This is a genomic window from Methylocystis sp. Uni0008 (genome assembly GCF_056838045.1).
On the sequence record NZ_CM166370.1, the window covers coordinates 2,197,256 to 2,222,075 of the forward strand.

The 24,820-nt window shown below is 64.9% G+C and carries 15 protein-coding genes and 1 pseudogene; 2 read left to right on the forward strand and 14 right to left on the reverse strand.

The features are described 5' to 3' along the window. Position 1: 1 nt before the first annotated feature. The gene (locus AC0X69_RS10970) at positions 2-3,460 is read right to left on the reverse strand and encodes an acyl-[ACP]--phospholipid O-acyltransferase (protein ID WP_482607571.1); all 3,459 of its coding nucleotides are present in this window, start codon (positions 3,458-3,460) and stop codon (positions 2-4) included. Positions 3,461-3,655: 195 nt separating this feature from the next. On the opposite strand from AC0X69_RS10970, the gene AC0X69_RS10975 reads away from it, so the two are divergent. Together AC0X69_RS10975 and AC0X69_RS10980 are read left to right on the forward strand one after the other, a co-directional pair. Beyond that, entirely contained in the window at positions 3,656-4,282 is a 627-nt protein-coding gene (locus tag AC0X69_RS10975) for a TetR/AcrR family transcriptional regulator (protein WP_482607573.1), read from the forward strand. Positions 4,283-4,307: 25 nt separating this feature from the next. Beyond that, positions 4,308-5,048 carry a sulfite exporter TauE/SafE family protein gene (locus tag AC0X69_RS10980; RefSeq protein ID WP_482607575.1) on the forward strand — a complete coding sequence of 247 codons (741 nt, stop codon included), beginning with the start codon at positions 4,308-4,310 and terminating at the stop codon, positions 5,046-5,048. 16 nt (positions 5,049-5,064) lie between these two features. On the opposite strand, the gene AC0X69_RS10985 is transcribed toward AC0X69_RS10980, so the two are convergent. The 13 genes and pseudogenes from AC0X69_RS10985 to AC0X69_RS11045 all read right to left on the reverse strand — a co-directional run bounded on the left by AC0X69_RS10985 (position 5,065) and on the right by AC0X69_RS11045 (position 24,713). Beyond that, positions 5,065-5,655, reverse strand: coding sequence for a DsbE family thiol:disulfide interchange protein (locus AC0X69_RS10985; RefSeq protein WP_482607577.1), 591 nt, complete (start codon positions 5,653-5,655; stop codon positions 5,065-5,067). Further along, positions 5,652-5,810 carry a heme exporter protein CcmD gene (gene ccmD, locus AC0X69_RS10990; RefSeq protein ID WP_482607579.1) on the reverse strand — a complete coding sequence of 53 codons (159 nt, stop codon included), beginning with the start codon at positions 5,808-5,810 and terminating at the stop codon, positions 5,652-5,654. The genes AC0X69_RS10985 and ccmD overlap by 4 nt, the downstream gene beginning before the upstream one ends. Then, entirely contained in the window at positions 5,807-6,571 is a 765-nt protein-coding gene (locus AC0X69_RS10995) for a heme ABC transporter permease (protein WP_482607581.1), read from the reverse strand. The genes ccmD and AC0X69_RS10995 overlap by 4 nt, the downstream gene beginning before the upstream one ends. A 49-nt stretch (positions 6,572-6,620) precedes the next feature. Then, positions 6,621-7,985, reverse strand: coding sequence for a S41 family peptidase (locus AC0X69_RS11000; RefSeq protein WP_482607582.1), 1,365 nt, complete (start codon positions 7,983-7,985; stop codon positions 6,621-6,623). Beyond that, positions 7,982-9,298: a murein hydrolase activator EnvC family protein gene (locus AC0X69_RS11005; protein WP_482613374.1), complete on the reverse strand. Its 1,317-nt coding sequence runs from the start codon at positions 9,296-9,298 to the stop codon at positions 7,982-7,984. The genes AC0X69_RS11000 and AC0X69_RS11005 overlap by 4 nt, the downstream gene beginning before the upstream one ends. A gap of 7 nt (positions 9,299-9,305) precedes the next feature. Further along, a pseudogene (glgX, locus tag AC0X69_RS11010) lies at positions 9,306-13,493 on the reverse strand (glycogen debranching protein GlgX). A gap of 154 nt (positions 13,494-13,647) precedes the next feature. After that, on the reverse strand, positions 13,648-15,105 hold the full coding sequence (gene glgA / locus AC0X69_RS11015; protein ID WP_482607583.1) for a glycogen synthase GlgA: 1,458 nt from the start codon (positions 15,103-15,105) through the stop codon (positions 13,648-13,650). Then, entirely contained in the window at positions 15,102-16,364 is a 1,263-nt protein-coding gene (glgC, locus tag AC0X69_RS11020) for a glucose-1-phosphate adenylyltransferase (protein WP_482607584.1), read from the reverse strand. Before glgC ends, glgA begins: the two co-directional genes overlap by 4 nt. Positions 16,365-16,490: 126 nt before the next feature. Then, positions 16,491-18,698, reverse strand: coding sequence for a 1,4-alpha-glucan branching protein GlgB (glgB, locus tag AC0X69_RS11025; RefSeq protein WP_482607586.1), 2,208 nt, complete (start codon positions 18,696-18,698; stop codon positions 16,491-16,493). A 128-nt stretch (positions 18,699-18,826) separates the two neighbouring features. Then, a complete protein-coding gene (locus AC0X69_RS11030; protein ID WP_482607587.1) occupies positions 18,827-21,280 on the reverse strand; it encodes a glycogen/starch/alpha-glucan phosphorylase in 2,454 nt (817 codons plus the stop codon). Positions 21,281-21,409: 129 nt separating this feature from the next. After that, positions 21,410-22,285, reverse strand: coding sequence for an OmpA family protein (locus tag AC0X69_RS11035; RefSeq protein ID WP_482607589.1), 876 nt, complete (start codon positions 22,283-22,285; stop codon positions 21,410-21,412). A gap of 37 nt (positions 22,286-22,322) precedes the next feature. Further along, entirely contained in the window at positions 22,323-23,441 is a 1,119-nt protein-coding gene (dnaN, locus tag AC0X69_RS11040; RefSeq protein ID WP_482607590.1) for a DNA polymerase III subunit beta, read from the reverse strand. Positions 23,442-23,585: 144 nt separating this feature from the next. Next, complete coding sequence (locus AC0X69_RS11045) at positions 23,586-24,713, reverse strand: IS630 family transposase (protein WP_482607591.1); 1,128 nt, start codon at positions 24,711-24,713, stop codon at positions 23,586-23,588. Positions 24,714-24,820: the final 107 nt, after the last annotated feature.

A 24,820-nucleotide genomic window follows, 5' to 3' on the forward strand; every position in this document is an offset into this window, starting at 1 on the left:
TTCACGCCGATATCGTGGCGCTGCCGTCGATGCGCCCGTGCAGGCCGTTCGGCAGCCGCGGAGTGGACAGAATATAGCGGCCGCGCTCGCGCACGAGTTTGGTCACGGCCGCAAAGTCGATCTTGCCGGAACCGAGCAGCGGCACCTGTTCGACAACCAGGATTTCCGTGGGGATCATCAGATCGGCGGCGCCTTTCGATTTCGCATAAGCTTGGAAATCCGCGCGCGTCGCGTCCTTGTGCTGGGTGATGAGAATGATTCTCTCGCCTTTGCGCGGGTCGATCTCCGTTGCGGCCGCCGAGAGCGCGCCGGGCCAAAGTTCCGCCGCGAGCTGTTCGATCGCCGCGAGCGAGACCATCTCGCCGCCGATCTTGGCGAACCGCTTGGCGCGGCCCTTGATCGTCACATAACCCTGCGCATCGATCGTGACGATGTCGCCGGTGTCGTGCCAGCCGTTCTCCGGCGGCTGCACCACGCCGGGCTTGTCCACTTTCAGATAGCCCATCATGACATTGGGTCCGCGCACAAGGAGGCGTCCGCCGCCCTCGACGCCAGGCATAGGTTCGAGTCTGTGTTCGACGCCCGGCATCAGTCGTCCGACGGCGCCGAACTTGTTGAAGATCGGCGTGTTGAGCGCAAGCACCGGCGCGGCTTCCGTAACGCCATAGCCTTCGAGGATGCGCACGCCGAATTTTTCCATCCACAAATCGCGCGTCGATTGCTTCACGGGCTCGGCGCCGGCGATGACGTAGCGGATCGAGCGGAAATCATAAGCGTGCGCCGCGCGGGCGTAGCCGGCGAGAAAAGTATCGGTGCCAAAAAGGATCGTCGCGTTCGAGCCGTAAACGAGCTCCGGCACGATGCGGTAGTGCAAGGGCGAGGGATAGAGGTAGACCGGAACGCCGGAGATGAGCGGCAGCATGAAGCCGACCGTCAACCCGAAGGAATGAAACATCGGCAGCACGTTGAAGACCTTGTCCGTGCGTCCGAAGTCGATGCGCGCGGCGGCCTGCGCCGCATTGGCCAGCATGTTCTTATGCGATAGCGCCACGCCCTTTGGCGCGCCCTCCGAACCGGAAGTAAAAAGAATCGCCGCCATGTCGTCGGCCTTGCGCGTCACGACGGGCCGGCGAAAGCGCCGAAAGGCGTCGAGCTTGTCGACGAAGGAAACGTGCGCGCGCAGATCCTCGAGATAGACGATCGCAACTTTTTCTTCGAGCGCCGCGACGAGTTTTTCGAGCTTGGCTTTCTCGATGAAGCCGCGCGACGTCAGAATGGTCCGCGCCTGCGCCGCCTCGCAACCGGCGAGTATGTTGGCGGCGCCCGCGGTGAAATTGATCATGGCCGGCGTGCGCCCGGCTGAAACGACCGCAAGGAAGGAAACGCCCGCGCCATTGGCGTTAGGCACCATGAGTCCGATCGCGTCGCCAGGATTGCCGATCGCGGCGATCTTGCCGGCGAGCGCGCGCGTTGCGATGAGGAGCCTGCGATAGCTGAACGCGCCGGCGATCGGGTCTTCCAGCGCGACGCGCGAGAGCCCATGCGTGCGCGACGCTTCGACGACCGCTTCAAATAGCGTGCGATCGACGTTCGTCGTTCGAAACAGCAGATCCGACATGATCTGATAGAGCGCCGCGCCGGCGGCCATCCGCCGCGCCTTGCCCTTCAGCGCATCGTCGACGCCAAGCCGGACGGGTTCGAGCACGGTCAGCGTGAATTTTGGGAACCACCGCCGGCGCGCCTGTTCGCGCGTCAGCCGCGAGAACATCGTCGCCTCGGCGCCGTCGATGCGCACGGGGACGACCATCGCGGAGGATTTCTCCGCGATCAGCCCGGCGCCGTCGTAGACCTTCATCAAACTGCCGGTGACGGTGAGCCGGCCTTCCGGGAAGATGACGAGCGGATTGCCGTCTCTGACGGCGTTGATGAGCGTGCGCGCGCCCAGCGGATTCGCGGGATCGAGTGGAATGGCGCGGACGAACTTCAGAAACATCCTCGCCCACCACTTCTTGGAGATCTCGCGGTCGACGGCGAAGACCGGCTGCTTCGGCATGACGGCGAGAATGGCGGCGGCGTCGAGAAAGCTCACATGATTGAGCGCGACAATCGGATTGGGCCCGGCCGCGTCGAAATTTTCGAGCCCTTTCGCTTCGAGCCGATAAAAGGCGCGAAAGTAGATCGACAGCAAATCCTGCAGCGGCGATACGACCACCGCCTTGACGATCCAGATCGACGCGATGAACGAGACGACGGCCAGCCCCGTCAGCAGCGCGGCGAAGGAGACGCCCAAGCTCTGCAGACCCGCCACGCCGACGCCGCCCAGCGCCATGAAGGCGGCGTTCTGCACATTGACCGCGGCGACGGTGCGCGCGCGCTGTTGCGGCGCGCTCTGCGCCTGAATCGCGGCGAAGGACGGAACGATCATCAGGCCGCCGGCGATCGCGAGCAGCGACAGATCGATCGCGGCGCGCCATGCGAGCGGCTGCGCGAAATAGGCTTGCGGCAGCAGCGCCGCCGATGCGTCAGGCGCCGGCGAAAGGAACAGCGCAAGGCCGAGGTCGGCCGATCCGAAGGCGACGAGCGCGGCGCCGGCGGCGGACGGCAGCAGCACGATCTTGCCCTTGAGCAGGAAGGCGGCAAGACCCGACCCGACGGCGATGCCAACCGCAAATAGCGCAAGATGGATGCTGACGACGAGTTCCGCGCCGTGCAGCCTCTGGACGATGAGCGCTGGCGCCAGCGCCATGGCGATAGAGCCGAACAGCCAGAAGAGGCTCGTTACGATCGCAAGCCGCCGCAGTTCGGGTTGCGCGCGCAGATGCCGCAGCAGTTTGAACGTCGAGCGGAAAATATTCGCGTCGATCTCGAGATCCGGATCGGCGCGCCGCGTGGGAGGAATGAGCCAGGCGGCGCCAAGGGCAAGGACCGCGACGACCATGACTCCCGTCGCGAGGATAATCCCGTCGCCCACGTGGAGCGCCATGCCGCCGGCGATCGTGCCGGTCAAAATCGCGAAAAAGGTGGCGCTTTCAACCAGCGCATTGCCCGCGGGAAGCTCCTCCCGGGTCAGATGATCGGGCAGGATTCCGTATTTGACGGGACCGAACAGCGCGCCGGTGACGCCAAAGAGGATGAGCGCGCCAAAGAGCGTCGGGATATTTGCGAACAGAAAACCGATCGCGGACAATGCCGCCACGCCGATCTCCGCGACGCTGAGCCAGCGCACGACCCGCGCCTTGTCGTATTTGTCGGCCATCTCGCCGCCGATCGCCGACAGAAGAAAGAACGGCGCGATGAAAGCGGCGCCGGCGAGCGTGACCAGTGACGCTCCGCTCTCGGCCGCGTGAGCCAGGATCAGGAGCACCAGCGCGTTCTTCAAGAAATTGTCGTTGAAGGCCGCGAAGAACTGACGCCAGAACAACGGCGCGAAACGCCGCGAAACGAGAAGCGAATGCGTCATGTCCGAACTTCCGGGAAGGGGCGTCGAGACTTTCGCCGATCACCCTTAAGGATCGGTCAAGTCGGGCGCGTTGCAATGGGCGTTGAAGGTCAGCCTTTCGCCATGAACTGTGTTCATAATAGACACTGCAGCGCTTTTGCTGCGCCGTCAACCAAAAAATGAACGATGTTCAAGAACGATGGGAGAGAACGTCCCTTGAACGAGAAAATGACCGAAGCGGGGGGCGACCGCAGGACCCAACTCCGCCAGCGACTGATCGAGGCCGCGCAGGAGACGATCGCCGCTCAGGGCCTCGCGGGCCTCAAGGCGCGCGACCTCGCCGCGGCGGCGGGCTGCGCGCTCGGCGCCATTTACACGGCCTTCGACGACCTCGACGAATTGATCCTGCGCGTCAACGCGCGCACGTTGCACCGGCTTGACGCCGCGATCGAGGCGGCGCTGGGAGACGCCGACGCGGAGCAGGCGCTGCAGACGATGGCGCGAACCTATTTGAGTTTCGCGCGACGCGAAGAGCCGAGCTGGCGCGCCCTCTTCGAGCATCGCCTGCCTAAGGGGACCGCGCCGCCGCAGTGGTATGTCGACGCGCGCAATCGTCTGTTCCATAGGCTGGACGCGCCGCTGGAGCATCTGCTGCCCGGAACCGGACAAGAGGCGCGCGAGTCCCTGGCGCGAACACTGTTCTCCGCGGTCCACGGCGTCGTGGCGCTCGGACTCGAGGAGAAGATCGCCGAGACGCCGCCGAAGCTGCTCGACGAGCAGCTCGAAAAGGTCGTGCGCATTCTCGCGGACGGCCTGATGATGGAGTCCGCCCGGTTGATTTGAGCGGCGCGACCTGACATAGGCGCGCATGGCTTTCGTTCTGCTGTTTGCCGTGGCGGTCTGGGCGGGCGCGCAGAATGCGCTCGCCGGCGGCGGCTCCTTCCTCACCCTCCCCACGCTGATGTTTACCGGCATGGACGCGCTCGCCGCCAATGTCACGTCATGCGTGGCGCTGTTTCCGGCGCAGGTCGCGACCGGTTGGACCGGCCGCAAGCTTGCGAAGGGCGCCAACGGGCTGTCGCTGCGCACGCTGTTCGTGATCAGCATCGTCGGCGGCGCCGTCGGCGCGGCGGTGTTGCTGGCCACCCCGCGCGGGCTGTTCGCGCGGCTCGTGCCCTGGCTCGTGCTCTTCGCCACCGGCGTCTTCGCCTGGGGCAGCTTCTTTCGTAAACCGAGCGAGGCGCATACGCATCTCAGCCCGCCCGGCGCGGGGGTCGCGCAATTCCTGATCTCGGTCTATGGCGGCTATTTCGGCGGGGGCATCGGCTTTCTGATGGTCGCCGCGCTGACCATGGCCGGACAGGGCGTGCGCATCGCCAGCGCAACGAAGAATGTTCTGGCGGGGGTCATGAACGCCTCGGCCGTCGCCATCTTTCTGTTTTCGCCGGATCTGCACTGGCCGCAGGCGTTGGTGACGAGCGCGGGCGCGACGATCGGCGGGATCGCCGGGGCGCGCCTGATCCATCACATCGATGAGAAACTTCTGCGCATCTTCATCATCGTGATCGGCGCAGCGCTGACTGTCGGGCTCTTCCTCAGAGCGCCTTAGCGGGCCCGCCGCGCGTTCAGCGCGTCGCAGCGGCGCCGGCGGCCTTGTCGATCTCGGGAATGAGCGTCGTCGCGACGGCGGAAGGCGTTAGCGGCCCCACGAATTTGTAGGCGATGGTCCCGTCGCCCTTTATCACGAATGTCTCGGGCACGCCGTAGACGCCGAAGTCGATCGCGGTGCGGCCGGCGGGATCGACGCCGACCCGCGCGAAAGGATTGCCGCCCTCCTCAAGGAAACCCAACGCCTTCGTCGTCTCGTCCTTGTAGGAAAGCCCGTAAAGTTCGACGCCCTTCGCCTTGAGCGCTTCGTTGCCCGCGATCGCCATCAGCACGGCGTGCTCTTGCCGGCAGGGCCCGCACCAGCTTGCGAAGACGTTGAGGAGGCTCACGTGGCCCTTGCGCAGATCTTCGGTCGAGAGTCCCGGAACGCCGGCCAGTCCGTCAAGCGCCGGCAGATCGAAGGCCGGCGCCGGCTTGCCGATCAGCGCCGAGGGGATGCGCGAGGCGTCGCCGGAAAAAAGCCGCACGAAAAAGACGAGCGCCAGCAGCGCGAAGAGCGCCAGCGGCAGAAAGCGCAGCGCCGAACGCGGCGCGACGACGTCGCTCACGCGCCCTCTCCTTCATCGCGGGCGCCCGCCGCGCCAAAACGCGCCAGCGCGGAACGCAAACGACGATATTCGAGGACAATGCGCAGAGTCACGACGCCGAGCGTCGCGACCGTGACGCCATAGGCGGCGGCGATGTAAATCGAATGATCGCTCATTCCGCCGCCTCCATGCTTTCGTCGCCGGCGGTTTCGCCGGCCCGGACCGCCTGCATCGAAAGCCGCGCGAGGCGGCGCCGCAGGATTTCATTGCGGATCGCCATCACATGCAAGGTCAGGAACAGCAGCGTCGCGGCGAGCGCCATGACGATGAGCGGCCAAAGCATCGATCCGGAAATCGCCGGCCCGCCAATGCGGAAGACGGAGGCCGGCTGATGTAGGGTGTTCCACCAGTCGACCGAATATTTGATGATCGGAATATCGATCGCGCCGACGAGCGTCATGATCGCGGCGATGCGCGCGCCGCGCGGCGTGTCGTCCATCGTCTGCCTCACGGCGATGAGCCCCAGATAGAGGAGAAACAGGACGAGCATCGAGGTGAGGCGCGCGTCCCACACCCAGAACGTTCCCCACATCGGCTTGCCCCAGAGGGAGCCGGTGACGAGGCAGATGAAGGTGAAGGCGGCGCCGAGAGTCGCGGCGGTCTTCTGCGCCGCGTCGGCCAGCGGATGGCGCCATACGAGAACGCCGAGCGACGCCGAGGTCATCACGACATAAGCGAAGATCGCAAGCCATGCCGACGGAACATGGATGTACATGATCCGCACCGTCTCGCCCTGCTGATAATCGGGCGGCGCCGTGAAGGCGCCATAGAGCCCGACAACAAGCAGGAGCGCGGTGGCGCTTGAGAGCCACGGCAACGCGCGTTCTGCAAAACGCAGAAAGCGCGTTGGGTTAGCGTAAGTGGACAGAAAGCTCATCGACGGCCGAAAACTCCCGCCGACTGCCTAAGCCGCATGATCCGCGCCGTCAATTCGCGGCTTTGGCCGGCGGCTTGGTCGTGTCCTTGGCGACCTCCTTCGTCTGCTCGGCGAGGATTTGCGCCCTCGGCTTGCCGTGCAGAAGTTCGACGGCCGCGGTCAGCTGCTTGTCGTTCTTCTCGTCCGGCGGGACATAGGCCTGAGAGCCGGTCTTTTCGTCGTCGCCATTCTTGAGATGGCCCTTGAGCGACGCTTCGCCCTTGGTGTCGTCCTTGCCCTTAAGCTCGTCCGGCACGTCCTGCAGGATGACCATGTCCGGGTCGATGCCCTTGGCCTGGATCGAACGGCCCGACGGCGTGTAATAACGCGCCGTCGTCAGGCGCAGCGCGCCGGCGCTGCCGCCGAGCGGAATGATGGTCTGGACCGAACCCTTGCCGAATGAGCGCGTGCCGATCAGCGTCGCGCGCTTATGGTCCTGCAGAGCGCCGGCGACGATCTCCGACGCCGAAGCCGAACCGCCGTTGATGAGCACGACGACCGGCTTGCCCTTCGACAGATCGCCCGAGCCGCGAGCGTTGTAGCGCTGGGTCTCGTCTGCGTTGCGGCCGCGGGTCGACACGATCTCGCCCTTGTCGATGAAGGAGTTGACGACCTGGATCGACTGATCAAGCAGGCCGCCCGGGTTGTTGCGCAGATCGATGATGTAGCCCTTGAACTTGTCCGCGGGGATATCCTGCTGCGCCTTGGCCATCGCGTTGCGCAGGCCTTCCGCGGTCTCCTCATTGAATTGCGAGATGCGGACATATGCGATGTCGTCGCCCTGCTTGCGCGTGCGCACGGACTTGATGTGGATCTCGGCGCGGACGAGTTTGACCTCGATCTTGTCCTTGTTCTTGCCGCGGAAGATCGTCAGCTTAACCGGCGTGTTGATCGCGCCGCGCATCTTGTCGACGGCCTGGTTGAGCGTCATGCCCTGCACGGACTCGTCGTCGATGGCGCCGATGAGATCGCCGGACATGACTCCGGCGCGCGACGCCGGCGTTTCGTCGATCGGGGCGACGACCTTCACGAGCCCGTCTTCCTGCGTGACCTCGATGCCGAGGCCGCCGAACTTGCCCTCCGTCTGCGTCCGCATGTCCTTGAAAGCCTTGGCGTCAAGGTAGCTTGAATGCGGATCGAGCGAGGTCAGCATGCCGTTGATGGCGTTTTCGACCAGCTTCTGCTCGTCAGGCTTCTCGACGTAATCGGCGCGGACCTTGTCGAAGACGTCGCCGAACAGGCTTAGATTCTTGTATGTGTCGGCGGAGGCAGCCTGAGCCGGAGCGCCGATGACGGCGCGCGCCTGCTGGCCCAGCGTGGCGCATCCCGCTCCGATGGCGATCCCCGTAGCGATTAGAACTGTTTTGCGAATCATCCGCCGACCTTCCGACTGTCTGACTTCGCCCACCATGGGCCCGAGTCGATTGACGCTCCGTCCTTGCGGAACTCAACATAGAGAATGGGTTGTTTCGCGCCAATTGCGATGGTCGCCGCGGTCTGCGCGGCTCCGTCTCCCATGCTGGCTATCGGCTCACCCGCGAGAACGAACTGTCCCACATTCACATTGGTGCGACTCATGCCGGCCAGGACCACATAATAGCCGCCGCCGGCGTTAATGATCAAGAGTTGTCCGTAACTTCGGTAAGGTCCTGAAAAAGCGATCCATCCGTCGCAAGGAGCGATAACGACGCCGTTTTCCCGCGCCGCGATCGACTGTCCCTTCTCCTTGCCGCCAAACCCGTCGGGCGCGCCGAAGCGGCGAACGACCGGTCCCGAGACCGGCGCCGGCAGCCGGCCCTTGAGATCGACGAAGGCGATGGCGGGCGCGAGCCGCGCCGGGTCCTTGAAGGGCGCGGCGAGCGCGTTCAGCCGCTCCCGCTCGGAAAGCTTTGCCTGAGCCTTTTGCCGTTCTTCGTCGGCCTTGCGCGCCGCCTCGGCCGCGCGCTTGGCGGCGGCGCTCTCCGCCTCCATGCGCGAAATTAGGTCCTTGAGGCTGGTCGCGCGCTGCGCCAGGACGCGCGCGCGGTCCTGCTCCGCCTGCAGCGCGTTTTGCGCCGTCGAGAGCGCCTGCTGACGTTCCGTGATCATCGGCGCGAGCCGCTCGCGCTGGACCTTGAGGCTCGCCTGCTGCTCGGCGAGACGCTCCCGCTCCCGCGCAACGCCGTCGCGGACCTGCTGCAGTTCGGAGAGATCATGCTGAAGCTGGCGCGCTTCAGCGCGCATTTGCGGCAGCACGGCGCCGAGCGCGAGCGACGCGCGCACCGCTTCGAGGATTTCCTGCGGGCGCGCCATAAGCGCCGGCGGCGGACGGCGGCCCATCCTCTGCAGGACGGTCAGGATCTCCATGATCAAGCCGCGGCGGCTCTCGAGCGATGAGACGAGCCTGCTCTCGTTTTCGGTAAGAACCGAAAGCCGCTCTTCGATCTCGGCGGCGCGCGCCTCGGTCTCCTGCAGGCGCTGCGTCGCTTCGATGAGCGCGCCGTTCAGCCTTTCGCGCGCCGCGGCGTGATCGATCAGCTGCTCTTCGAGCCGGCGGGCGCGTTCCTGTGCGGCGCCCATCGTGTCTTCGACGCCGCGCAATTCCAGTTGCTTTGTGGATAGGTCCGTTTCGGGGCTTTGTTGTTCGGCGTTCGCCGAGAATGCGACCGTCGTCGCAAAGAGCGCCGCTGACATAAGCCCGCGCTTCATGGCTTCGTTACGCGCCCTGCCCGAAACGCTCATGTCCTTCCGCGGCAATCCATTTCGCCAGGAGACGGATATGCTCCCGAAATAGCGTCCACATTGCGGCAAAGCGCGGCGAAGACCGCGCGCGCGCGCGGCGAATTGAAGAGCGCGTCGAGCGAATGCGGCAATCTTCGTCGCCAGTTCGCGCGTTCGCGATCCGTGCCGGGGAGATTGATCGCGTTGACTTCAGCCGCGAGGTCGTCGAGCTGCGCCACGGCGAGCAAGGACGGCGTGCGCGCGACGAAGGCGTGCAGCGCCTGCGCCAATGCGTCGTCGAAAGGGCTCGACGGTTGATGCGCGTCGCCGCTCAGCCCCTGCGCGCGCAGCGCATCGAGAAGCGCCTCCTTCTCGGCGCGGCGCGCGGCGCGAGCGGCGTCCGCCGCCTCGGGCGCGATCAGCCCCAACGTCTCCTTCTCGGCGATGTCCGCCGCCGCCCACCAGCCTTCGAGCGTCGGCAGATCATGCGTCGAAACGCAGGCCATGGCCTTCTCCGGATAGTGGGTTGGCGGCGCGAAACTCTCGCCCGAACGTTCAAACCATAAGACGCGGTAGCTCAGCACGTCGGCGCGCGCGATGCGCTCGCGAAAGACCCACGGAGACGTGCCGAGATCTTCGCCGACGACGATGCATTCGGCGCGACGGCTTTCGAGCGCAAGCTGGCCGATCAAGGTCTCGAACGGGTAGCTGAGATAGCCGCCGGCGGCCGGTTTTTCGCCGTCCGGAATAACGAAGAGCCGCGCAAGTCCCATGACGTGATCGATGCGCAGCGCGCCCGCGTGGCGCATGTTGGCGCGAACCAATTCCGCAAAATCCGCGCCGCCGTTTTTCTCGATCTCGATCCGATTGGGCGGCGGCAAGCCCCAGTTCTGACCCTCCCGGCTGAAAGCGTCAGGCGGCGCGCCGATGGCGAAGCCGTCGATGAAATTTCTGGCGCCGCGCCGATGGCGAGGTCGCGGCAGAAGCCGAGCGACAGGCCGGCCGCGCGCGCGTCCTGCGCGGCGCGTGTCAGCTGCGCGTCGGCGAGCCATTGCAGAAACTGATGGAAGCGCAGGCGCGACTCATGTTCGCTCGCGAACGAAAATAGCGCCGTCGCGCTCGCCCCGCGGAGCGCCTGCGGCCAGTTCCGCCAGCTTTGGCCATCGTGCGCCTCGCTGATCGCCTCGAACAGGCAGAAGCGCGCCAGCGCAGCGCCGCCCTCTGCGATGAAGCGCAAGAATGATGCAACGGGCGCGGCGTCCGGCTGGCGGCGCATGAGATCGAGAAAGGCGCCGAAAGCGCGCTCGAGCGCGGCCATCTTCAGCGCATGGACGGCAGGATAGTCGACCTCGGCCGAAGCGCGTAAAGCCGCGGCGGCGCGCTCGTCGAAGGCGATAGGTACGCCGAGCACGCGCTGCAAATCGGCGACGTCGATATAGAGCGGATCGAGGAAACGCCTGTCGGAAGGATAATACGGGCTGGCGCGCGTGCGGTCCTGCGGAAAGAGCGCGTGCAACGGATTGATGGCGATGAGCGCGGCGCCTTCCCTGGCGCCGACGCGCGCGAGTTCGGCGAGCGTCGAAAAATCGCCGATTCCCTGATCGCCCTCACGGCGAACCGAATAAAGCTGCGCCGACAGGCCGAATTCGCGACGCTCGTGCGGAGGCAGATAGCAGCCCTGCGGCGCGATCGTGAGCGCACAGGTTTCGCCGCTGTCGAGCGACAGCTGGTGACGGCCAAGCGGCAGGGGCGGCAGGCGCATATCAACGCCGTCGCAGCGCCGCCCGTCCAGTCCGCGCCATGTGACCGGGACGGCGGCTGCGAGCAAAGATATGCGCGACTGGCTTCCGTCTTCACGCTTCACGATGATCCAGCGGGGCGTGCGTCCGTCGCGCGCGGCAAGCCGAAGCGACAAAGGCTCGACCTCCTTGGCCGTCAGACTCATCGGCAGCGCGCGTCTGTCACGAAAATCGGATAGACGCGCCAGACTTTCGCGCGCGGCGTCGAGCGTATCTACCGGAAAGCCGAGTTGCGCCAGCAGCGCGCAGACCGTTCCGCGCGGAACGTCGTGCAGCGCGCCGTCTACGTCACGCCACTGCCTTTCGACGCCCGCCGCCTCGGCGAGGCGTGTCAGGAGTTCTTCCGAAGCCGGCGCGGCAGACCGGCGCGATGTGCGCTTTTCTTCGACGAGAAGCACAAGCGATCGCGCGGCCATGGAGATGTTTTGTTCAACATCTTCGTGCGCGTTCGCCTTCGCTGAATCGAACGCCAATCTCCAATCGTGATTGTCCCGGGCGGGCGGCGGCTGAACGGAAATCTCATCCGCGCCGCGGTGCAGAATGACGACGACGCGATCGTCCTCGGCGTAGAGCACGGCGATCAGCGTCTGCGCGTCGCCGTCCCGCCAGTCATTCTCACGCATGGGCGCGCCGTCGGGCCGCAGCCATGCAACGTCCGGGATCAGCGTCGCGTCATGCGGCAAGCCATCGAGAAATAGATCGTCGCACAAGGCGCGATGCCGCTTGCGCAGCGCGATGAGCTGCGCCGTCGCCTCGATCAATTCTTCGTCGGCCTGCGACCAGTCGAGCCACGACAGGGGGTTGTCCTGCGCATAGGCGTTGTTGTTGCCGCACTGGGTCTTGCCGAGTTCCGATCCCATCGCGAGCATCGGCGTCCCCCGAGAGAAGAGCAACGTCGCGAGCAGATTGCGGATGTCCTGCGCGCGCCTCGCGTTGATTGCGGCGTCTTCGCTCTCGCCCTCGACGCCATTATTCCATGAGAGATTGTGGTCGGCGCCGTCGCGGTTCTCTTCGCCATTCGCGGCATTGCGCTTATGCGCGTAGGAGACGAGATCGCGCAGCGTGAAACCGTCATGCGCGACGATGAAATTGACGCTGCGCGAGGGACGCCTTCGCGAGAACACATCCTGCGAGCCGGCGAAGCGCGTCGCAAGCTCGGCGACGCCACGAGCGTCGCCCCTCCAGAAGCGGCGCACGCTGTCGCGATAGCGATCGTTCCATTCGGCGAAAGGTTCCGGAAACTCGCCGAGCCGATAGCCGCCGGGGCCAATGTCCCAGGGTTCGGCGATGAGCTTCAACTCGCGCAACACGGGATCTTGCAGCAGCGCTGAGAGAAACGGGGCGTCGCGATCAAAACCGGAGGGGTGACGCGCGAGCGTCGTCGCAAGATCAAAGCGAAAGCCGTCGACGCCGCCATAGAGCGCCCAGGCGCGCAGCGAATCCATGATGAGCCGCACGACAGGCGCGCGTGCGCAATCGAGAATATTGCCGCAGCCCGAGTCATTGACGTAACGCGCACGATCGTTGGCGAGCCGGTAATAGGTCGCGTTGTCGAGTCCGCGATAGGAGATCGTCGGTCCGAATTCGTCGCTTTCGCCCGTATGGTTGAATACGACGTCGAGAATGACTTCGAGCCCGGCGTCGTGAAGCCTGGCGACGGCCTCCCGCACTTCGCGCCATCCTCCAGGCGCGAGGCGCGGATCGGGCGCCATCAGGGCGATCGGATTATAGCCCCAATAGTTGGAGAGCCCGAGCGGCGGCAAATGGCGCTCGTCGATCCATGCGGCGCAGGGCAAGAGCTCCAGCGTCGTCACGCCGAGCCGTTTCAAATGCGCGATCGCCGCTTCATGCGCGAGACCGGCGAAGGTCCCTCGCAGCTGCTGCGGAATGTCGGGATGCAGCGCGGTGAAGCCCTTGACGTGAAGCTCGTAGATGATCGTCTCACGCCAAGCATGTTTGGGCCGCAGCGCATTCGCGTCACAAGGCTTGGTGACGATCGCTTTCGGTACATGCGCGGCGCTGTCGGCATGGGCCGTCTCGCCATAGGCGAAGAGCGACGGATGCAGCGCGAAGGCGCGGTCGAGCGCGAGCGCATAAGGATCGACGAGCAGTTTCGCAGGATTGAAGCGATGGCCGGCTTCCGGCGCATCAGGCCCGTAGGCGCGAAAGCCGTAGCGCTGGCCTTCGCTCAGACCCACGATATGCCCATGAAAAACGTCCCCGCTGCGCGCCGGCAATCTTATGCGCGCGATCTCTTCGTCGTCGTCATTGAAGAGACAAAGCTCGATTGCCTCGGCGTGAGCGGAAAAGACCGCGACATTTGCGCCGCGCGCATCCGGCATGACGCCAAGCGGCTCCGGCGCGCCATCGGCGGCGCCGCTCATGCCCCCTCCCCGCCCCTCCCCCGCTTCGCTTCGCTTGCGGGAGAGGGAGGAAGACGCGGCGCATGTCGCATACCGTGCGCCACGCCGATCGTTAGGGTTCCCTCTCCCGCGAAAGCGGGGGAGGGACAGGGAGGGGGTCTCTTCCCATCAAAGATCACGCAGCTCTCGCGGCGGCCGCGTCCCGAAAGAGCGTGGCGTAGCGGCGCGCCGGATTGCGCCACGAGACATCGGTTCTCATGCCGTTGACCTGAAGCTTGCGCCACGTCTCCGCGTCGCGGAACAGCCGCTCGGCTTCGCGCAGCGCCCTCGCGAGCGCTTCGGCGGTCGTCGGCGAAAATTGCAGGCCCGTCGCGACTTCCGCCTGCAGCGCCATTTCATTCGCGTCGATGATCGTGTCCTTCAATCCGCCGACGCGCGAGACGATCGGCACCGCGCCGTAACGCAGCGCATAAAGCTGCGTCAGCCCACAAGGCTCGAAGCGCGAGGGCACGAGAAAAGCGTCGGCGCCGGCCTGAATCATATGCGCGAGTTCTTCGCTATAGCCGATATGCGCGCCGACGCGGCCCGGATGCGCGGCTTCCGCTGCCGTGAATTCTTCTTCCAGCGTCTTGTCGCCGGCGCCGAGCAGCGCCAGTTGCGCGCGCCCGCGCATGAGCTGCGGCAAGACGTCGAGCAGCAGGTCGAGCCCCTTTTGCCAAGAGAGCCGGCTGACGACGCCGATGAGGAAGGCGTCGGGGTCGACGCGCAGCCGCAGCCGCTTCTGCAAGGCCGTCTTGTTCTTGGCGCGCGACGGCAGGCTCCAGTGATCATAGCGCGTTTCGATATGGGGGTCGGTCGCCGGATCCCAGGTCTCTTCGTCGACGCCGTTCAATATGCCGCTCACGCGATCCGCGCGCGCCCTCAACAGGCCCTCGAGGCCCATGCCGAACTCCGGCGTCTCGATCTCGCGCGCATAGCTTGGCGACACCGTCGTGATACGGTCGGCAAGCTGCAGCCCCGCCTTCAGGAAACCGATCGCGCCGTAATATTCGACGCCGTCGATATCGAAAGCGTGCGGCGGCAGTCGCAAAGGCTCCAGCAGCTCTTTCGGGAACTGGCCCTGAAAAGCGATGTTGTGGATGCTGAAGATCGTCGCCGGGCGCGGATGATCGGCGTAATGCATATAGGCGGGCGCGAGCGCAGCCTGCCAGTCATGCGCATGCACGACGTCGGGCGCAAATCCGTCAAGCGCGCCAAGCCCGATCTGCGCGCCGGCCCAGGCGAGCGCGGCGAAGCGAAAGGCGTTATCGGGATAATTCGCGCCGTCCGGTCCCGTATAGAGCCCGCCTTCGCGCGCATAAAGATGCGGCGCGACGAGCGCGTAGATCGTGACGCCATGATGTCGCGCGGCGTGAATCCACGCGGGTCCGCCGAAGAGATCCTCGAACTCAAACACCGTTTCGCCCGCGCGCAGCGCGGCGAGGACCTCGGGGCAGCCTGGAATCAACGTGCGCAGCTCGACGTTTTCAGCTGCGAGCGCATGCGGCAATGCGCCGACAACATCGGCGAGCCCGCCGGTCTTGACGAAGGGCGCCATCTCCGAAGCGATGGCGAGCGCGCGCAACATGCTCATGCGCCGAGCCTGTCGATCATCGGCTGCGTGATGAGACAGACGCCGCCTTCGGTGCGGCGGAAGCGCGCCGCGTCGAACGCCGGATCTTCGCCGACGACAAGCCCCTGCGGAATCTGCACGCCGCGATCGACGACGACATTGGTGAGCCGCGCCGAGCGGCCGACGTCGACGTAGGGCAGGATGACGGCGTTCTCGACCGTGGCGTAGGAATTCACGCGCACGCCTGTAAAGAGCAGCGTGCGGCGCAGAGTCGAGCCGGAGACGATGCAGCCTCCGGAGACGAGCGACGACAGCGCCTGCCCGCGGCGTCCGACCTGATCGTGCACGAATTTCGCCGGCGGGGTGATTTCGGCGTAAGTCCAGATCGGCCAGTTGCGATCATAGAGATCGAGCTGAGGCGTAAAGTCCGTGAGATCGATGTTGGCCGCCCAATAGGCGTCGACCGTGCCGACGTCACGCCAATAGGCGTTGCGTTCGCTTGCCGCGCGCACGCATGAGCGCTCGAAATGATGCGCGACCGCTTTGCCATGCGAGACGATGTAGGGGATCAGGTCCTTGCCGAAGTCGTGCGTCGAGCGCGCGTCGTCGGCGTCGCGACGCAGCTGTTCGTAGAGAAACTTCGCCTCGAAAACATAGATCCCCATGCTGACGAGCGCGCGGTCGGGATGACCGGGCATCGCCGGCGGGTCGCTCGGCTTTTCGATGAAGGAAATGATGCGGTCATTCTCGTCGACATGCATGACGCCGAAGCCGGACGCCTCGACGCGCGGCACTTCGAGACAGCCGATGGTCACATCGGCGCCGGAATCCACATGCTGCTGCAGCATGGGCTCGTAATCCATCTTGTAGACGTGATCGCCCGCAAGCAGCACGATATACTTTGGATCATAGCTCTCGACGATGTCGAGGTTCTGATAGACGGCGTCGGCCGTGCCGAGATACCAATGGTCTTCCGAGACGCGCTGGCTCGCCGGCAGAATGTCGAAGCTCTCATTGCGCTCGGTGCGAAAGAAGCTCCAGCCGCGCTGCAAATGGCGGATGAGGCTGTGCGCCTTGTATTGGGTCGCGACGCAGATGCGCCTGATGCCGGAGTTGAGCGCGTTGGACAGCGCAAAGTCGATGATGCGCGACTTGCCGCCGAAATAGACCGCAGGCTTCGCACGTCTGTCTGTCAGCTCCATCAGCCGCGCGCCGCGGCCGCCGGCGAGCACATAGGCCATGGCGTGGCGCGCGAGCGGCGGATTGTCAAAGACGGACATCGCCGCCCCCATCGGGCCGACGAGCCCTATCCTCGGGCGAATGGCGTAACTTCGTCCTCGGGATGAGGAAACCTTCGGCCTGGTCTCCTGAAGCGGACATTCTCATCGTTCCACTCGATTCGATATTCATTTTAGTTCATCGCTTTCGAATGCGAAGAAGAGAGTCGACAGCGGCGGCAGAAGAATTTCGGCGCTTGCCGGAAAGTCGCGGAAGGCTTCGCTGCGCGCATGAATGGCGCCGAGATTGCCTAGTCCGGAGCCGCCATAGATCGCGGCGTCGGAATTGACGAGTTCGCGCCAGCGGCCCGCGCGCGGCAAGCCGAGCCTGTAGGCGTTGCGCGTGACCGGCGTGAAATTCGACACGACGACAATGGGGCGCGACCGATCGGCGCCGAAGCGCGCGAAGGCGAACGCCGAACTCTCGGCGTCGTCGACCACGATCCACTGAAAGCCCTCGGCCTCGCAGTCGCGCGCATAGAGCGCCTCGTGATCGCGATAGATGCGGTTGAGATCGCGAATGAAGGCCTGAAGTCCGCGGTGCGGCGGGAAATCGAGCAACCACCAGTCGAGGCTTGACGCATAACTCCATTCATTCGTCTGGCCGAATTCCTGCCCCATGAACAGAAGCTTCTTGCCCGGATGGCCCCACATGAATCCGTAATAGGCGCGCGCCGTCGCGAAGCGACGCCATTCGTCGCCGGAAATCTTGCCGACGACCGAGCCCTTGCCGTGCACGACCTCGTCATGGGAAATCGGCAGCACGAAATTTTCGGTGAAGGCGTAGAGCAGACCGAAGGTCAACTCGTTGTGGCGCCATTTGCGATGAACTGGATCGGACGAGAGATATCGCAGCGTATCGTTCATCCACCCCATGTTCCATTTGAATCCGAAACCGAGTCCGCCCGCATAGGTCGGGCGCGTCACGCCGCCCCAGGCGGTCGACTCTTCGGCGATGGTCACCACGCCGGGATAGAGCGCGTAGACGAGTTCGTTGAACCTTTGAAGAAAGGCGACGGCGTCGCGATTGTCGTTGGAGCCGTCGGGATTCGGCGACCATTGGCCGGGCTCGCGAGAATAATCCAGATAGAGCATGGAGGCGACGGCGTCGACGCGCAGCCCGTCAATATGGAAGCGGTCGAGCCAATAAAGCGCGCTGGCGATGAGAAAATTCGCGACTTCGCGGCGCCCGTAATCGTAGATCGCCGTGCTCCAGTCGGGATGGAAACCGCGTTTGGGATCGGGATGCTCATAGAGCGGTCCGCCGTCGAATAGCGAGAGGCCGTGTTCGTCGGTCGGAAAATGCGCCGGCACCCAGTCGAGAATGACGCTCAACCCCGCCTGATGCGCGCGGTCGACGAAGCGACGGAAGCCATAGGAATCGCCGTGCCGGCGCGTCGGCGCAAAGAGCCCGATCGGCTGATAGCCCCAGGAGGCGTCAAGCGGGTGCTCATTGATCGGCATCAATTCAATATGCGTGAAGCCGAGATCCGCGACATAGGGCACGAGCTGATCGGCGAGTTCGTCATAGGTGAGAAAGCGCCCGTCTTCGCCGCGTCGCCAAGACGGCAGATGAACCTCGTAAATCGACATGGGCGAACGCCGCGGTTCGAATTTGACGCGCTCGCGCATGTGGGTTTCGTCGCCCCATTGATAGGGGGCGTTTGCTGCCACGACGGAAGCGGTCGAGGGCCGCAGCTCCGCCTCGAAGCCAAGCGGGTCCGCCTTGAGCGGCAGGAGTTCGCCCTGGCGCCCGACGATCTCATATTTGTAATTCGCGCCTGCGCCGACGCCCGGAATGAAGATCTCCCAGACGCCGCTGTCGATCCGCTTGCGCATCTGCGCGCGGCGTCCGTCCCATTGATTGAAGTCGCCGACGACGGAGACGCGCCGGGCGTTCGGCGCCCAGACGGCGAAATGCGCGCCTTCGACGCCCTCATGCGTCAGCACATGCGCGCCAAGCTTCTCGTAAAGCTTCTGATGCGCGCCTTCGACGAGAAGGTGGTCGTCCATCGCGCCGAGCACGGGCGAAAAGGCGTAAGGGTCTGCGAACTCCCATTGCGCGGCGTCGTTCGCGGCGCGCAGGCGATAGGGCGCCCGCGCCGCAAGCGGCGTCAGCCCTTCGTAGAAGCCATCGGCGTGAACGCGATCGAGCGGCGCGATCACGCGGCCGTCGGGCGTAACCGCCTCCACGCGCGTTGCGCCGGGAACGAATGCGCGTATCACAAAGCCGGCAGGCGTCTCATGCAGGCCGAGCAGTGCGAAGGGATCGCCATGGCGCGCGCGAAGAATCGCATCGATGTCGTCCGCGGAAGCGCGCCAGTCGGCTTTCGTCACTCTATTGTCCTTGAAGCGGCGTCGTCATTGCGAGGAGCGAAACGTCGAAGCAATTCAAAATCTACCGGGACCGCGATCGCTTCGCCGCGACGATATTTTAGCGTCGAGCGTTGCAGCAGCGCGATTCCTCACACCGGAACATTCCAGATCTCCTGCGCATATTCGCGGATCGTTCGGTCTGAAGAAAACCATCCGACGCGCGCCGTATTGAGGATCGCCGAGCGGCGCCACGCCTTCTGATCGCGCCAGCGCGCGTCGGCGCGCCGTTGCGCCTCCCAATAGGCGTCGAAATCCTTCGCGACGAGGAAGTGGTCGTAATAGGTCAGCGTATCGACAAGCTGCGCGTAGCGATGCGGATCGTCCGGCGAAAAGACGCCGCCGGCGATCGCCCGCAGCGCCTCGGCGAGACGCGGAGTCGCAGCGATCGTCTCGCGCGCGTCGATGCCCCGCGCGCGGCTCGCCTCGACCTCCTGCGCGGTGAGGCCGAAGATGAAGATATTGTCGTCGCCGACGCGCTCCCTGATTTCGACATTGGCGCCGTCAAGCGTGCCGATGGTCAGCGCGCCATTTAGCGCGAATTTCATATTGCCGGTGCCGGAAGCCTCCATGCCGGCGGTCGAAATCTGCTCCGAGAGATCGGCCGCCGGAATGATCGTTTCGGCGAGGCTCACATTGTAGTTGGGCAGGAACACGATCTTTAAGAGGCCGCGCGCAGCCGGATCGCCGTTCACGACCGTCGCCACGTCGTTCGCGAGCTTGATGATGAGCTTCGCCTGGTGATAGCTCGCCGCCGCCTTGCCGGCGAAGATCTTCACCCGCGGCGCGAATTCGCGCGCCGGCTGCGCGATGATGTCCTGATAGAGCGCGACCGCTTCCAGCACATTCAAAAGCTGGCGCTTATATTCGTGGATTCGCTTGATTTGCGCGTCGAAGAGCGCGGCGGGATTGATCTTGACGCCGACGCGCTCAAATACTGTCGTCGCGAGACGCGCCTTGTTGTCGCGCTTCGCCGCCGCAAAGCGGTTCTGGAACTCGGGGTCATCCGCGAATCCTTCGAGTTCGATCAATCGCTCCGGATGATCGAACACGCCCGCGCCGATCGTCTCGGCGAGCAATCGCGACAGCGGCGGATTGGCCTCGAGCAGCCAGCGGCGGAAGGTGACGCCATTCGTCTTATTGACGATGCGGTCGGGATAGAGCCGGTGGAAATCCTTGAACACCGTCTCCTTGACGAGCGCGCTATGCAGCGCCGAGACGCCGTTCACCTTGTGCGAGCCGAGAAAGGCCAAATTCCCCATGCGGACATGCCGGCCGTTATGCTCGTCGATGAGCGACACGGAGGAGAGCGTCGCCGCGTCGCTCGCGCCCTTGGCGCGCAAGCAGTCGAGATGCATGGCGTTGATGAGATAGATGATCTGCATGTGGCGCGGCAGCAGCCGCTCCATCAGCTGCACCGGCCAGGTCTCGAGCGCTTCGGGCAGGAGCGTGTGGTTGGTGTAGGAGAATGTCGCCTGGGTGATGCGCCAGGCCTCCTTCCACTCGACGCCATGGACGTCGACGAGCAGGCGCATCAGCTCGGCGACGGCGATCGCCGGATGCGTGTCGTTGAGCTGGATCGCCACCTTCTCCGCAAGCCGGTGGATGTCGCCCGTCTGCCTTAGATGACGGCGGATCAGATCCTGCAGCGAGGCCGAGGCGAAGAAATATTCCTGACGCAGCCGCAGCTCCTGTCCCGCGGGCGTCGAATCGCTCGGATAGAGAACCTTGGAAATCGCCTCGGCGCGCGCCTGCTCCGACTGCGCGCCGACATGGTCGCCCTGATTGAAGGCGTCGAGGCGCAGGGCGTCAGGCGCGCGCGCCGACCACAGCCGCAGCGTGTTGACGTGCTTGCCGCGCCACCCGACGACCGGCGTGTCATAGGCGACGGCGACAATGGTTTCGCCGGGTCGCCAGACATGCGCCAGCATCCCGTCGGCGAGCCGCGAACTTTCGACATGGCCGAAGAAGCCGACGTCATAAGTGATTTCCGGACGCGGGAACTGCCAGGCGTTGCCGAAGGAGAGCCAGTCTTCGGGATATTCGTGCTGCCAGCCGTCCTTGATCGTTTGCCGGAACAGGCCGTGATCGTAGCGAATGCCGTATCCCATGGCGGCGATTTCCAACGTCGCCATGCTGTCCATGAAACAGGCGGCCAGCCGACCAAGCCCGCCATTGCCGAGCGCCGCGTCCGGCTCGACCGCGCGCAGCATGTCGAGATCGACGCCGAGTTCGGCGAGCGCGTCGCGCATCGCTTCGGTCAGCCCGAGATTGGTCAGCGCGTCGATCAGCAGCCGGCCGATGAGAAATTCGAGCGAGAGATAATAAACGCGCCGCCGGTCTTCCTGATAATTGCGCTTCGTCGACCCGAGCCATGACGACACGAGCCGATCGCGCGTCGCGAGCGCGGTCGCGACGAACCAGTCGCGCGGACTGGCGTCGGCGTTGTCCTTGCCGACCGTATAGGTTAGCCGCCGCTGCACGTCGTCGCGCAGCGCGGCGACGACGGCCCGGTGAGCGGCCTCGGGCGGGTCGAAAGCGTTCAAGGCGATCCTTTCGCGACGACCGGGGGCTCCAGTCGCGACATGTCTCTCTCAGGGCCGCTGTTTTAAGTAGAAACTGCTTTCGGCGCTACGGCGCACGGCGACGGCGCCCGAAGTTCAGGCGCCAACGGCTCATCGAACCGTAAAGACGATGGCCCGCTTTTCCGCCTGTTCGGGCTCGCCGCCAGACGCGACAAGGCGTCGTCGGCCCAGGTCCTGACGTTCAAGATAGCCGATCGTCGCCTCAACGCGCCGCCGCGCCAGCGCCTCGTTATGCGCCCGCGCGCCCGATCCATAAACATGCCCGCGAATCTCGATCGTCGCGCCTTCAGGACAACGGCGAATGATCTCAGTCGCCCTGTCCAGCGCGAGCGCCGCCGAGGACGTCAGGCGCGCGCTGCCTCGGGGAAAAGCCAGTTCGCTCTGCCTCGAAACTTCCTCGAGCGCCGACTGACAGTTCACGATCGTCATGCGCGTTAAGGCAGGTGCGGGCGTAGCCGGGACGCTCGACGCTTTCGCCTCGATCGACGCCTCAATCGGCGCGGGCGAAGGCGCCGGGTCCGGCGCCGGCGTTTCGTCGGCGCGTCGGGCGGTCGCGGGCGCAACGGCCGGCGCCGCGCTTTCCGCCGGCGCGGCGTAACGGCGACGCTCCTGGCCGTCGGACGGGTTGATCACCGCCGCGCCAACCCACAGGAGCGACGCGGCGATGAGCCCTACGGCCCAGCCCTCATGCGCCCAGATCGACCGGTGCTGCGCCAGTGCGCCGAGCGCGGCGCCGATAATAAACGCGGCATAGGCCGCGAGAGCGCCTTCGACGACGGTCGCGGCGGCCTCGAGCGCGCCGAGACGCACAAGAAGCACGCCGACGCCGAAGGCGAGCGCAGTCCAGATGAGCCAGCGCGCGAGGACGCCGTTTTCGGGCGGTCGCCGGGTTAGCGCCCCAGCGGCTGCGCCGATCCCGAAACAGGCGAGCAGCCAAGGCCAAAGACGAGGGATTTCAGCAAGCACCCACTAAATCTAGCGGCCTGACGGCTTCCGGCAAAGACTAAACCCGCATCGGCATCAAGACGTAGAGCGCCGTGGCGCCGTCGCGGTCCTGGACCAGCGTCGGCGAGCCGGGGTCAGCGAGCTTGAAGAGGGCCGTATCGCTGTCGAGCTGCTGCGTGATGTCGAGGAGATAGCGGGCGTTGAAGCCGATATCGAGCGGCGGTCCGTCATAGTCGGCTTCCAGCTCCTCGACCGCCGAGCCCTGGTCGGGATTGGTAACGGACAGCACGAGCTTGCCTTCCGAAAGCGCGAGTTTGACGGCGCGGCCGCGTTCCGAGGAAATGGTAGACACGCGGTCGACGGCCTTGGCGAAGACGTCGCGCTCGACGGTGAGCCGCTTGTCGTTTCCGGCGGGAATGACGCGCGCGTAGTCGGGAAAGGTGCCGTCGATCAGCTTGGTCGTGAGCAGCGCGTCGCCAAAGGTGAAGCGCATCTTGTTGACCGAGAGTTCGACCGCCACGTCGCCCTGCGCGTCCTCGATCAGCCGCTGCACTTCGGTCACCGCCTTGCGCGGCAGGATGACGCCCGGCATCCCGGCGCTTCCCTCCGGAGCGGGGAGCTCCAGACGCGCCAGCCGATGGCCGTCGGTCGCCACGGCGCGAAGCATCGGGCGGCCTTCGACATCGAGCGTGTGGAGATAGATGCCGTTGAGATAGTAGCGCGTCTCTTCCGAGGAGATGGCGAACTGCGTCTTTTCGATGAGCCGCTTGAGATCCGCGGGCGGCAGCGCGAACTTGTGGCTGAAGTCGCCGGAGGTGACGTCGGGAAAGTCGCTTTCTGGCAAACTCGACAGATTGAACCGCGACCGCCCCGAGCGCAGCGTGAGCTGGCCGGCGTCGCCCGTGGCCTCCAGAGAGACCTGCGCGCCTTCCGGCAGCTTGCGCACGATGTCGTACAGCGTATGCGCCGGCAGCGTGGTCGCGCCGGGTTGCGACACCTCGGCCGCCGTCTTTTCAGTGATTTCGAGGTCGAGGTCGGTGGCCTTGAGCGTCAGCGCGCCGTCCTTGGCGGAGAGCAGCACATTGGCGAGGATCGGGATGGTCGTGCGCCGCTCCACCACGCGGTGAACATGGCCCAGCGCTCGCAACAGCGCCGCTCTCTCGATCGTGACCTTCATCGCCGGGAAATCCGCATATTATTGCGGCGCGGCAAAGCGCCGCGCCGGGGGCGAAGACTTTGGCGCGGCGGAGCCGGGAGCGCAAGGGCGAGGCGATGACCGAGGCCGTCATTGTGCATAACTAGTGTCCTGATTCAGAAGTTTCTATCCAGCTTTGGCTTGGAGGTCGAGGGTGCGACGGCAGAAGCGTTCGATGGAGGCCAGAATGTCGTCGGCTGACTTGGTCCAGCGCAGCGGCTTCGGATCAGCGTTCTGTTGGGCGAGGAAAGCCTTGATGGCGGCGATGAGGTCTTTGACGGACTTGTGCGCGCCTCGCTTGATCTGCTTTTCGGCCAGCAGCGCGAAGAAGCGTTCGACCTGATTGATCCACGACGACGATGTCGGCGTGAAATGCATGTGCCAGTGGGGCCGCTTGGCGAACCAGTTGCGGATCACTTGCGTCTTATGGCTCGAAGCGTTGTCCATCACGACGTGAATGTCGAGGCCGGCGGGAACGTTGCTCTCCACTTCGTCGAGAAACTTGCGGAACTCCTGCGCGCGATGGCGCGGCATGCATGTGCCGATCACACTGCCAGCCTTCACGGTCGTCTCAGCCGTGACAGCAGCGATGAAGCCGGCAAAGAGCGTCGTAGTGCCGTGGCGGTCGTAGTCGTGCGTGCGCCGCTCGACTTGTCCAGGGCGCATCGGCAGCAGCGGCTGCGTTCGATCAAGCGCTTGTATTTGGCTCTTTTCATCCACGCATATCACCAGCGCCTTGTCGGGCGGATCGAGATAGAGGCCAACGATGTCGCGCACTTTCTCGACGAACTGCGGGTCGGTCGAGAGCTTGAAAGTCTCGGTGCGATGCGGCTGTAGGGAGAATGCACGCCAAATGCGATGAACCGACGAAGTCGACACGCCCGATGCTTTCGCCATGCCGCGCGTGCTCCAGTGCGTCGCGTTCTTGGGCTGCGTTTCGAGTGTCCTGGTCACGATCTCCTCAACGCGGTCGTCGCCGATCTTGCGTGGCGCGCCACAGCGCGGCTCATCGTCGAGACCATCGAGACGGTGCTTGGCGAAACGCTCGCGCCATGTGCGCACGGTCTGCCGCGTTACACCGACCGCAGCCGCGATCTCGCAGTTGTTGAGCCCGTCAGCGGCCCGCAACACGATCTCCGCGCGTTGCGCATGCCCACGCGCCACCTTGCGTCGCCGGACGAGCCTTTTGAGGTATTCCCGTTCGTTCTCGCTGAGCTCAATCTTGCTCGCTTTGGTCGCTCCGTCCCTCGCCATGCCGCCCTCCCGAATCCCGCCTGGGCCGAAGGAATCACAATCGCGAAAACGTGGCTAGTAATTTCTGGGACAGGACACTAGCTCGGTCAGCGCAGCTAGCCCTCCAG

What these genes read in the sequence shown, in the direction of transcription:
- AC0X69_RS10970 (WP_482607571.1), bottom strand. Translation starts at nt 3,460, where the DNA reads ATGACGCATTCGCTTCTCGTTTCGCGGCGTTTCGCGCCGTTGTTCTGG.
- AC0X69_RS10980 (WP_482607575.1), top strand. Translation starts at nt 4,308, where the DNA reads ATGGCTTTCGTTCTGCTGTTTGCCGTGGCGGTCTGGGCGGGCGCGCAG.
- ccmD (WP_482607579.1), bottom strand. Translation starts at nt 5,810, where the DNA reads ATGAGCGATCATTCGATTTACATCGCCGCCGCCTATGGCGTCACGGTC.
- AC0X69_RS10995 (WP_482607581.1), bottom strand. Translation starts at nt 6,571, where the DNA reads ATGAGCTTTCTGTCCACTTACGCTAACCCAACGCGCTTTCTGCGTTTT.
- AC0X69_RS11000 (WP_482607582.1), bottom strand. Translation starts at nt 7,985, where the DNA reads ATGATTCGCAAAACAGTTCTAATCGCTACGGGGATCGCCATCGGAGCG.
- AC0X69_RS11005 (WP_482613374.1), bottom strand. Translation starts at nt 9,298, where the DNA reads ATGAAGCGCGGGCTTATGTCAGCGGCGCTCTTTGCGACGACGGTCGCA.
- glgA (WP_482607583.1), bottom strand. Translation starts at nt 15,105, where the DNA reads ATGAGCATGTTGCGCGCGCTCGCCATCGCTTCGGAGATGGCGCCCTTC.
- glgC (WP_482607584.1), bottom strand. Translation starts at nt 16,364, where the DNA reads ATGTCCGTCTTTGACAATCCGCCGCTCGCGCGCCACGCCATGGCCTAT.
- dnaN (WP_482607590.1), bottom strand. Translation starts at nt 23,441, where the DNA reads ATGAAGGTCACGATCGAGAGAGCGGCGCTGTTGCGAGCGCTGGGCCAT.
- AC0X69_RS11045 (WP_482607591.1), bottom strand. Translation starts at nt 24,713, where the DNA reads ATGGCGAGGGACGGAGCGACCAAAGCGAGCAAGATTGAGCTCAGCGAG.